Source organism: Actinomadura roseirufa (assembly GCF_900659635.1).
Classification (GTDB): Bacteria; Actinomycetota; Actinomycetes; order Streptosporangiales; family Streptosporangiaceae; genus Spirillospora; species Spirillospora roseirufa.
In genome coordinates this window covers 17,562-27,235 of record NZ_CAACVB010000103.1, presented here as the reverse complement: position 1 = coordinate 27,235, position 9,674 = coordinate 17,562, and the positions used below count along the sequence as shown (strand labels likewise).

Below are 9,674 nucleotides of genomic sequence, written 5' to 3'. Positions count from 1 at the left end.
CCCGCGCCGGCCGCGGGGGCGCCCGCGGCGCCGAGCCCGGCGGGCAGCACGACCTCGATGCGCCGGCCGCCGACCTCGACGGTGACGCGCTCCCGCTCGCCCTCCTCCTCGCCGGCGCCGGGCGCGGGGTGGGGCTCGATCCGGTTGTCGAACTCGGTCTCGATCCACCGGGTGTGGACGGTGAACGGCGCCGCGTCGTCGGCCGGGACGAACGCCGGGTCGTCCAGGACGGCCCGGTGGAAGGGCAGGACGGTCGGCATGCCGTCGATGACGAACTCGGCGAGCGCGCGGCGGGCGCGCTCGACCGCCTGGCGGCGGGTCGCGCCGGTCACGACCAGCTTGGCGATCAGGGAGTCGAACTCCTGCGGCACCGTCTGCCCCGCGGTGTAGCCGGAGTCCAGCCGGACCCCGGGGCCCGTCGGCGGCTCCCACGCGGTCAGCGTGCCGACGGCGGGCAGGAAGCCGCGCCCGGCGTCCTCGGCGTTCAGCCGGAACTCGATCGAGTGGCCGCGCAGCTCCGGGTCGCCGTAGCCGAGCTCCGCGCCGTCGGCGACGCGGAACATCTCGCGGACGAGGTCGATCCCGGCGACCTCCTCGGTGACGGGGTGCTCGACCTGGAGGCGGGTGTTGACCTCCAGGAAGGAGATCGTCCCGTCCTGGCCGACGAGGAACTCGCAGGTGCCCGCGCCGACGTACCCGGCCTCCTTCAGGATGGCCTTGGACGAGGTGTACAGCAGGTCGAGCTGCTCCTTGGACAGGTAGGGGGCCGGTGCCTCCTCGACGAGCTTCTGGTGGCGCCGCTGCAGCGAGCAGTCGCGGGTGGACACGACCACGACGTTGCCGTGCCGGTCGGCGATGCACTGGGTCTCCACGTGCCGCGGCTTGTCGAGGTAGCGCTCGACGAAGCACTCGCCGCGCCCGAACGCGCCCACCGCCTCGCGGACGGCGGACTCGTACAGCTCGGGCACCTCCTCAAGGGTGCGGGCGACCTTCAGGCCGCGGCCGCCGCCGCCGTACGCGGCCTTGATCGCGATCGGCAGCCCGTTCTCACGGGCGAAGGCGACGACCTCGTCGGCGCCCGACACCGGGTCCTTGGTGCCGGCGACCAGCGGCGCGCCGACCTTCTGGGCGATGTGCCGGGCCTGCACCTTGTCGCCCAGCGCGGTGATCGCGGCGGGCGGCGGACCGATCCAGATCAGGCCGGCGTCCTCCACCGCGGCGGCGAACTCGGCGTTCTCGGCGAGAAACCCGTAGCCCGGGTGGACGGCGTCGGCACCGGACTCGGCCGCGATCCGCAACAGCTTGCCGATGTCCAGGTAGCTCTCGGCAGCGGTCCGCCCGCCGAGCGCGAACGCCTCGTCGGCGACCCGAACGTGCAGCGCCTCCAAGTCCGGCTCGGCGTACACCGCGACACTGGCGAGCCCCGCGTCACGGCAGGCACGGGCTATACGGACCGCGATCTCACCGCGGTTGGCGATCAGGACCTTGCGCACGTGGGTCTCCTCCCTCAACCTGGCAGGCAGTCTAGATAACCGCCTTCTCGGGATTGCGGAAGGCCCTCCTTAAAGCCGGTTTCGCCCTAGGGGTAGGGGCTTGTGGCGATAGGTGCACCCTTGACCTGGATCCAGGCCAGAATCCGTTCCGTCTGATCGAGGGAGCCCGCGCCGTCCACGGCGCGGACGGGAGAGGAGCAGGGTCGTGGCCAAGAAGGAGTCGTCCGGCGGGACCGGACTGCGCGCGCCGAGCCGGCGCACCGCCATCGTCGTCGCGGTGGTCCTGGTCGTGGTGGGCCTGCCGGTGCTGAGCGCCCTGCTCGGCGGCTTCGAGCGCACGGGCGGCGGTGACATCGCGGTCGTCCGCAACGGAGGGTTCTTCGACAACAACCGGATCCGCCAGGTCATCGACCCCGGCTCCGGCCGCGTCTGGATCGGCCTGTACTCGAAGGTCCACAAGTACCCGGCCCAGCAGCGCTTCTACACGATCACCTCGAACGCCCAGAAGGGCGAGATGTCGGGTGTGGACGTCGTGACCGTGCCGAGCTCGGACGGCGTCAACATGGGCATCGAGGGGACGCTGTACTTCACCCTCAACCAGGACCACCAGAGCATCCGGGCGTTCGACGACAAGTACGGCACCCGCAAGTTCCGCGGCGCGGGCGGCAAGGCGTACTTCCCCTATGACGGCGACTCGGGCTGGTCGGCGTTCCTCGACCAGATCGTCCGCCCGGTGATCGACAACGACCTGCGCAGCCAGATCAACAGCTTCCGGTGCGCCGAGCTCGTCTCGTCCTGCGCGCTGGTGCAGAACACCTCCGCGCCCGTCCGCCCGCAGGCGCCCCAGCAGGGCGGCCAGCAGGCCCAGAGCAACAACGGCAACATCGCCAAGGTCCAGAACGCGATCAACACCAGCCTCGCGGCCGACCTGGAGTCGACGCTCGGCGGCAGGTTCGTCACCAACATCCACTTCAACCTCGTCCGGGTCACCCTGCCGGAGAAGGTGCAGGACGCGGTGGACCGCGCCCAGGCCGCGTTCGCCCAGGTCAGCGAGGCGCAGGCGAAGGTCGCCTCGGCCAAGGCGGAGGCCGCGGCCAACAAGGCCCGCCAGGACGGCTACAACAAGTGCCCGACCTGCGCGAGGATCGAGGAGCTGAAGGCGCTCCCGCAGGGCATCACGGTGTACGCCCCCGGCAACCCGAACGGCTCGCTCCTCCCGCAGAGGTGACGGCATGCGCTTCCTGGTCATCCTGGTCATGCTCGCGGTGGCCGCCGTCGTGGTGGTCCTGATCGTGTACGCGGTCGGCGGCGCCTCCTCCGGGGCCCGCCGGGCGGCGGAGCGCGGTGCCCGGTGGGAGGTCCACACGGAGTCGTCCGGCGGTGTGACCGCCGTGGTCGTCAGGCGGGTCGCCCGCGACGGCCACGGCGATGTGGTCTCCGAACTGGACCGGCAGACCGTCGAGTCCATCCCGGACGGTGAAGCCGACTGGGAGGAGCGCTACCACACCGCCATGGCCCGCGCCCGTTCCCGGGTCGCGGCCCTGGAAAGCTGTATTTAATGCGATCTCGGCCCACTGCGCTCGCCTGGCGGCTCGCTTCGTGACCGATCTTGGTGCGAGCGCGAATCGCTTCGCGATCTTCCCGGCGGGGCTCGCCTTCGGCTTTGCCCCGCCGGTCAGGGCGCGCGCTCGCGTGACGGCTGAGGAGTGCTATTAGGCAGACCTACATCCAGGGGCAATGCGCCACGGCCTGCACGCAGGGGTCGGTTTATGTGGAAGGCCCGCACCTTGTTGTCAAGGTGCGGGCCTTCTGTCTGCCGGGGTCAGTCCCCGGGGCGGTTGTAGCGGCGGTTGAACTTCTCTACGGCGCCGGTGGAGTCCGGCGTGCGGCCGCGGCCCGTGTAGAAGGGGTGGCTCGCCGAGGACACGTCGACGTCCACGACCGGATAGGTCCGGCCGTCCTCCCACTCGACCGTCCGGTCGGTGGCGGCGGTGGATCCGGTCAGGAAGGCGTGCCCGGCGGCGCGGTCGCGGAACACGACGGGACGGTAGTCCGGGTGGATGTTCCTCTTCATCGTTCCTCCCTCTGGCCTGTGTCGGACGGCTCGACGGTGTAAACATATCGATAACCGTTTTCATTCCGTGGAGGGAGTGTCGTGTCCAGCATCCCCGCCGTCGTCGTGTCCGGCCTGCACGCGGAGGCCCGCGGCGAGACCGTCCGCCGGCTCCTGGCGTCCACCCCGTACTCCGCCGCCGTCCACCACGATCTCCGGGGGATCGCCCGAGGGCGCGTCGAACGCGTCGTCATGGACGCCTGGGGCGTGCGCGAGCGGAACGAGATACAGATCGTCCGCGGCTGCGTCGCCTGCACCCTCCGCGAGGACGTCCCGCCCGCCCTGGAGCGCCTCGCCGACGGCGCGCGCCTGCTCGTCGTCGAGACCTGGGGGTCGGTCGAGCCCCGCGCGGTCGCCGCCGGGGTCGCGAAGGCCGCCGGCGTGCACCTGGCCGGCATCCTCACCGCCGTGGACCCGTCCGCCCTGCTGGACGACCTGACCTGCGCCGACCGCCTCGGCTCCCGCGCCTTCACCGCACCCGGCGACGACGGCCGCCATGTCGCCGGGACCCTCGCCCGGCAGATCGAGTACGCCTCCGGCCTCGTCCTCGGCGCCCCGGACCCGCGCGCCCGCACGGTCCTGGAGCACCTCGGCGCCGGCGCCCCCGTCACCGACCTGGACGAGCTGATCCCCCCGCACGGCGCCGTCGACCCCGCCGCCCTCGCCGCCAAGGTCTCCCCGGCCACGCTCCGGCCGCCCTGCGACCGGACGTCCGCCGGCATGGCCACGACCGTGTGGCGCCGTCTGCGGCCGCTCCACCCCGGCCGGCTCCACGACGCCCTCCCCGACCTCGCCGCCCGCGCCCCGCGCAGCCGGGGCCGCATCTGGATCGCCAACCGGCCGCACGCCCTGCTGTCCTGGGACTGCGCGGCGGGCCTCCTCGCCATCGAGGAGCACGGCCGCTGGCTCGCCGCCCTCCCCGCGAGCGCCTGGGCGGACGAGCCGCCCGCCCGGCGCGCCGCCGCGGCGCTCGACTGGCGGCCGAAGCTCGGCGACCGCACCCAGCTGCTGTCCTTCACCGGCCCGGCCCTCGACCGCGCCGCCCTCCACGCCGTCCTGGACGCCTGCCTGCTCACCGAGGACGAGATGCTCGCCGGGTCCACGACGTGGGAGACCTACGCCGACCCCTTCGCGGGAGTCCTCGATTAGGTCGTGTTCATTGCAATCCCGGTCCACGGCGCTCGCCGGCGCTCGCTTCGTGACCGAGCTTGTGCGAGCGCGAATCGCTTCGCGATCTTCCCGGCGGGGCTCGCCTTCGGTATTGCCCCGCCGGTCAGGTAGCGCGCTCGCGCGAGGGCCGAGGACCATGGTGAGGGTCCTATGGCCTGCTGTCGGTGTATCTTCGCCTCGTCCAGCGGAGTTCGCCTCGTCCAGTGGAGGAGGACCGATGGTGCGTCAGTTGACCCGTGCCGGTCTGGCGGTCGCGGCGGCCGCCTGCGCCCTGCTGTCCGCCTCGTCCGCCGTCCGGCCGCCCGCGCCGACGCTGGACGCCGACACGACCCGGCAGCTCACCGCCGCCGCCGACACCCTCCTGCAGCGCCGCTCCCAGGCCCTCGTCCAGCGGCGCCACCGCGACGCCGGCACCCCCGCCGAGGTCCTCGGCGTGCGGATCTCCCCGCGCCTGGCGACCGTGCAGGAACGCGCCGTCCGCGAGCTGGAGACCCGCAACCGCGCCCCCGTCGCGGGCGGTCCCGCCTACACCGGCGCCCGCACCCGGCTGGACGGGGGCAGGGCCGTCCGCTCCGGCGACCGCATCACGCTGGAGGCCGTGGAGCACACCGAGGTGCGCTACGACACCGGCAAGGTCACCCAGTCGGTCCGCCGCCGGTTCGAGTTCCGTACCCGCGGCGAGCAGATCACGCTGGTCGGCGAGCGGGTCCTCGACCCGGCCGCGCGCCCCGTCAACGACCCGGCTCTCCCAGCCCGCTGAACTGCCGTTTTTCCGGACTGCTCTGTTTCTCCGAGAATGCACCGTCCGGACGTGACTCAATGACCTTGACGAGGATCATTGCCGAGCGTCACGTTCGTGACCACATCTGGACATCGATTCCGGGACGATGCCCATTTCGCAGGACGATCCGCCCCACGACGCTGGATTCGCGTGATCGGCAGGGCGTAGGCTGGCGCCATTCTTCGCTGAAAGGAATCAGTGAACCCGGCCCCCGCCCCACCATGGACGGGACCGCGACGAAAGGGTCCAAGCGATGACCGCTGACAAGCGCGGTGCCAACATCGGCGAGCTGGAAGAGCTGTCCCGGATCTTCAGCAAGCACTCCCGCAACCTGGACGCCCTGATCAAGGACCTCAACGGCCGGACGGTCGGCAGCACGCAGGTGTGGTGGGGTCCGGGCGCCGACCGGTTCCGCTCGGCCTGGGCCGAGGCCAAGACCGCCTTCGACAAGATGGCCGTCGCCCTGGAGCAGGGCGGCCAGGACATCAAGAAGTCCCAGCAGAACATCGAGGCCGCCACCCGCTGAGCCTCGCCACAGACCGCGGGTCCCGGCCCATCCCCCCGAGGCCGGGGCCCGCGCCCTTTTCACCGCTCCCTTCTCCACTCGCTCCCCGCACCCCGCAGATGCAGAGGACGTGTGTGAAAGACGCCGACCCCTTCATGCTGCGACTCCTGCTGGGCCGCATCCAGGCGCTCTCGGACGAACACTGGCACCTGTTCACGTCCCCGCGCCGCGACATGGCCGACCACGCCTGGGTCGGCGGGACGTCCGCCCGCGCCTTCGCGGCCGACCTGGAACGCAACGACGAGGCCCTGCACGCCGAGCTCCGCAGGGCCTTACGCCTCGTCGAGGACGAGCTGCGGCGCCCGCTCCCATGAGCAAGGACGGCTGGCTGGGCCCGGACGCCTGCGGGGTGAAGCTCACCCAGTTCGAGCACATGTCCCAGCAGATGACCCAGGCCGCGCCGAAGCTCCGCGCGCTCGCCGACGAGCTCTGGCGGGCGCTGCACGGCGCCGGGCTGAGCACCGCCCCCGCCATGGAGATCAAGCGGATCGCCGGGTGGGCCGACCGCGCCGCCTCCGACCTGCGCCGCCGCACCCTGCTCGTCCACGACCTCGACCGGCAGCGGCTCGCGATGACCATCTGCCGGCCCGACGGCACCTACCTCAAGGTCCCCGACCGCTACACCGACCAGGTCGCCTACGCCGACGGAGGCCGCGCCGCCGCGCTGTTCCGCCGCGCGGGCTCCGGCGACGCGTCCGCCCGCGCCGCCCTGCGCGGCATCCGGCCGGACGACATCACCCCCATGTTCGCCAAGGCGCTCCTGGAGTCACTGGGGCCCGAGGAACTCCTCAAGCTCCCCATGTCGCTGTCCCTGAAGCTCGCCGGCGACATCGCCCAGCACAGTTCCGAGACCGATGCCCGCGCCGCCGACACCAGGGCGATCCTCACCCTTCTGGGCCGCGGTCTCGCCCTCGCCACCGACCCCCACGTCAAGGGCCACCTCGACGGCGACTACCTCGTCCGGCTCCGCGCGGCGGGCCGCACGAGCTTCCCGCCGAACAGCGCGCCGCCCCACGGAACCGCCGGATACCAGTCCCTCGCCACGCTGATCGCCGCCGCCGGTGACGCCCGCTTCTCCACCGAGTTCATCGACACCGTCGGCAACGACATGATCGCCTACGACAGCGGTGTCCAGCGGACCCTCGGCCAGGTGCCGCTGCCCGACCTCACCGGGCGCTTCGACCTCGGCGACGCCCTGGACCCGGGCACCGGGAAGGTCACCGGCGGCGAGCGCCGCACGGACTTCCTCGCCCCCCTGCTCCGGGCCGCCGCCGCGTCCGGGACGGCCGCGTCCCAGGCCCTGCTGACGCACCGTCCAATGGGCCCTGTCACCCCCGGCCCGCTCCCCGCCATCAAGGTCACGAACCTCGAGTACCTCATGCACGACCGCCGCGTGGTCTGGGCCGGATCCGACCACGGCGCGGCCCTCGGCACGCTCCTCCGGGCCGCGGCGGGCGGCCACGACCCGGAGTCGACCCGCCTCGCCTTCGCCGCCGCGAAGATCCTCGCCGACGACGCCCGCGCCAACGTCGAGATCAAGGACGGCAACGTCCACATCGGCGACAAGAGCGTCTTCGACGCCCTCACGGGCCTGAGCCTCGCCGACGCCCTCGCGCGCCCGCACCACTACGACGAACTGTCCGGCCTGCGCCCCGCCATGGCGACGGTCATGGTCGCCCACCTCGACAAGATCCACGACCTGACCCTGCTCTCCAAGTTCGACGGCAGGGCGGGCTCCACCGGCATGACCGGCGAGGACTTCGACTACCTCCTGCTCGACCTCACCCGCGACGCCACCGCCTACCAGACGCTCCTCATGGGCCAGATGGCGCACGCCAAGCTCGCGATCGACGGGACCGTCGCCGACCACGGCGACCTCGAGAACACCATCGCCGGCGAGGGCCACCTCTTCGGCCACCTCCTAGAGGCGCGCCACCAGGCGGTCGGCGCCGAGGAGGCCCGCCTCGCCGAGGACCTCGCTCGCATGCGCCAGTACGTCGGCTACGGCGTCGCCCTCATCCCCCTGGAGCCGACCCTCATCCCCGGCCGCGCCGCCGGAGGCCCCGTCCTCGCCGCCGCCTCCACCAAGCTCTCCGGCGCCATGACCGACTGGCTCGCCAAGCGCCTGGCCGATAAGGCCGATCCCACCATCCTCGCCCCCAAGACCGACACCGAGGGCGTCGAGCGCCTCCTCAACCAGATGATCGTCTCCTCCCTCACCTCCCACGGCCGCCTCAACGGCCCCGACCTGGCGGGGCGTACCTTCGCCACGCCGGGGCCCCACCCGAAGGTCCGGCCGTTCGAGTCACTCGACGCGCAAGAGATGGAACGGTTTCTGCAATGGGCCGGTGCCAGGGGCGACATGGCCAAGCTGAGCGAGCAGAGCATGGAATTCGTGCACAACGGGGCGATCAAGACCGCGGGGCATTACCGCGACAAGGACGGGCACAGCGTGGCCCCGAAGGTTCAGCGGTGACTTCGACACGCCTTCTCCTGGCCGCCGCCTGCGCGGCCATGGGCGTGCTCGCCGCAGGTTGTCGCGATCATGAGGAGAAGGCCCCCCAGCCGGATCTGCGCCCCGTCGCCGATAGTGCCCCCTACCTGTGTGACCTGGTTCCAGAGCCAGAGCTTCGCCGCGTCACGGGTGTGAATGTGCCACTCAACGCTCGCTGGGACGGTGGTCAGACCGACAACGGCCTTTGCCTCGCCCAGGCGGACGGCAGAGAGGCGCCTTTGGGCATCGACTGGTCGTACAACGAGGGGGAAAAGATCCTTCGCAACAAGCAAGAGGAATGGTCTCACGACACCCATCACCCGCTTCCGGTCGAGCTTGGGAAGGGGCTGGCGGTCGTCATTCCGACCGCGGGGGGCATCGCGCGGCCGAATTATGTGATCGCTCTCTTCCGGTGCGGGAACCGGCGGCCGTGGTTGAGCATCGATTTCGCGCCGGTGGTGCGGGGGCGGGACGCGGTGCGGGACATGGTCGACTTCATGCGGATCGCGCAGAGCCGCTTCGGGCGGCTGCACAAGTGCGTTCCGGGGGCGTCGTGAGCGCGAAGCCGCCGCCGGTCGACGCGGTGGAGTTCGACCGGCGGGTCCAGAGCGCGGTCTGGGGCCTCGCGGTCACCCTCGGCCTGTTCGGCTGGACGACGGCCCCGTGGCTGGAGAGGAACGGCAAGCCCCACCCCCTCTGGGATTCGCCCGCGCTCGCGGGTACGGACGTGTTCGGGACGGTCCTTTCCCTGAGCACGATGCTCACCCTGGTCCTCGGGGTGGCCGCGAGCGCCGCGGCGTCCCGCCAGGTCGCGATCGCGGCCGTGGTCTCAGGGGCGGTGGACGCGGTGCTGATCGTGATGCTCATCGAGGCGCCCGGCGACGATTTCAAGGCCGGGTACGGCGCCAGGTACGGGCTGCTCCTCGTGGTCGCGTACGTCGTGGTGTTCGCGTGCGTCGCGTGGGCGGCGCGGAGGCCGCCGCAGAACGCGCGGACGAGACAGTGGATGGACCGGTCGTTCGGGACGGTCGACCGCCGCACCCATGTGAACTGACGGG

At 71.9% G+C, this 9,674-nt stretch carries 11 protein-coding genes; 9 read left to right on the top strand and 2 right to left on the bottom strand.

Features of this window, described 5'->3' with window-relative positions; genetic code table 11:
• The coding region (locus tag E1291_RS21805) for an acetyl-CoA carboxylase biotin carboxylase subunit (protein ID WP_131739794.1) at positions 1–1,493 on the bottom strand (1,493 nt) is incomplete at its 3' end.
• A gap of 205 nt (positions 1,494–1,698) precedes the next feature.
• Between E1291_RS21805 and E1291_RS21800 the strand changes: the two genes are divergently transcribed.
• Together E1291_RS21800 and E1291_RS21795 are read left to right on the top strand one after the other, a co-directional pair.
• A complete protein-coding gene (locus tag E1291_RS21800) occupies positions 1,699–2,721 on the top strand; it encodes an SPFH domain-containing protein (RefSeq protein WP_242614292.1) in 1,023 nt (340 codons plus the stop codon).
• A 4-nt stretch (positions 2,722–2,725) separates the two neighbouring features.
• Positions 2,726–3,052: a hypothetical protein gene (locus E1291_RS21795; protein ID WP_131739792.1), complete on the top strand. Its 327-nt coding sequence runs from the start codon at positions 2,726–2,728 to the stop codon at positions 3,050–3,052.
• A gap of 263 nt (positions 3,053–3,315) precedes the next feature.
• Here E1291_RS21795 and E1291_RS21790 read toward each other — a convergent pair whose 3' ends face one another.
• Complete coding sequence (locus tag E1291_RS21790) at positions 3,316–3,567, bottom strand: type B 50S ribosomal protein L31 (protein WP_131739790.1); 252 nt, start codon at positions 3,565–3,567, stop codon at positions 3,316–3,318.
• Positions 3,568–3,648: 81 nt separating this feature from the next.
• Between E1291_RS21790 and E1291_RS21785 the strand changes: the two genes are divergently transcribed.
• The 7 genes from E1291_RS21785 to E1291_RS21755 all read left to right on the top strand — a co-directional run bounded on the left by E1291_RS21785 (position 3,649) and on the right by E1291_RS21755 (position 9,670).
• Positions 3,649–4,755, top strand: a complete 1,107-nt coding sequence (locus tag E1291_RS21785; protein ID WP_131739788.1) for a GTP-binding protein — start codon at positions 3,649–3,651, stop codon at positions 4,753–4,755.
• Positions 4,756–4,993: 238 nt separating this feature from the next.
• The gene (locus E1291_RS21780; protein ID WP_131739786.1) at positions 4,994–5,536 is read left to right on the top strand and encodes a hypothetical protein; all 543 of its coding nucleotides are present in this window, start codon (positions 4,994–4,996) and stop codon (positions 5,534–5,536) included.
• A 274-nt stretch (positions 5,537–5,810) separates the two neighbouring features.
• Positions 5,811–6,083 (top strand): WXG100 family type VII secretion target, encoded by a 273-nt coding sequence (locus E1291_RS21775; RefSeq protein ID WP_131738881.1) that lies wholly within the window; start codon positions 5,811–5,813, stop codon positions 6,081–6,083.
• Between the two features lie 113 nt (positions 6,084–6,196).
• Positions 6,197–6,436, top strand: a complete 240-nt coding sequence (locus E1291_RS21770; protein ID WP_131739784.1) for a hypothetical protein — start codon at positions 6,197–6,199, stop codon at positions 6,434–6,436.
• Entirely contained in the window at positions 6,433–8,598 is a 2,166-nt protein-coding gene (locus tag E1291_RS21765; protein ID WP_131739782.1) for a hypothetical protein, read from the top strand. Before E1291_RS21770 ends, E1291_RS21765 begins: the two co-directional genes overlap by 4 nt.
• Positions 8,595–9,173, top strand: a complete 579-nt coding sequence (locus E1291_RS21760; RefSeq protein ID WP_131739780.1) for a hypothetical protein — start codon at positions 8,595–8,597, stop codon at positions 9,171–9,173. The genes E1291_RS21765 and E1291_RS21760 overlap by 4 nt, the downstream gene beginning before the upstream one ends.
• A complete protein-coding gene (locus E1291_RS21755; RefSeq protein ID WP_131739778.1) occupies positions 9,170–9,670 on the top strand; it encodes a hypothetical protein in 501 nt (166 codons plus the stop codon). Before E1291_RS21760 ends, E1291_RS21755 begins: the two co-directional genes overlap by 4 nt.
• Positions 9,671–9,674: the final 4 nt, after the last annotated feature.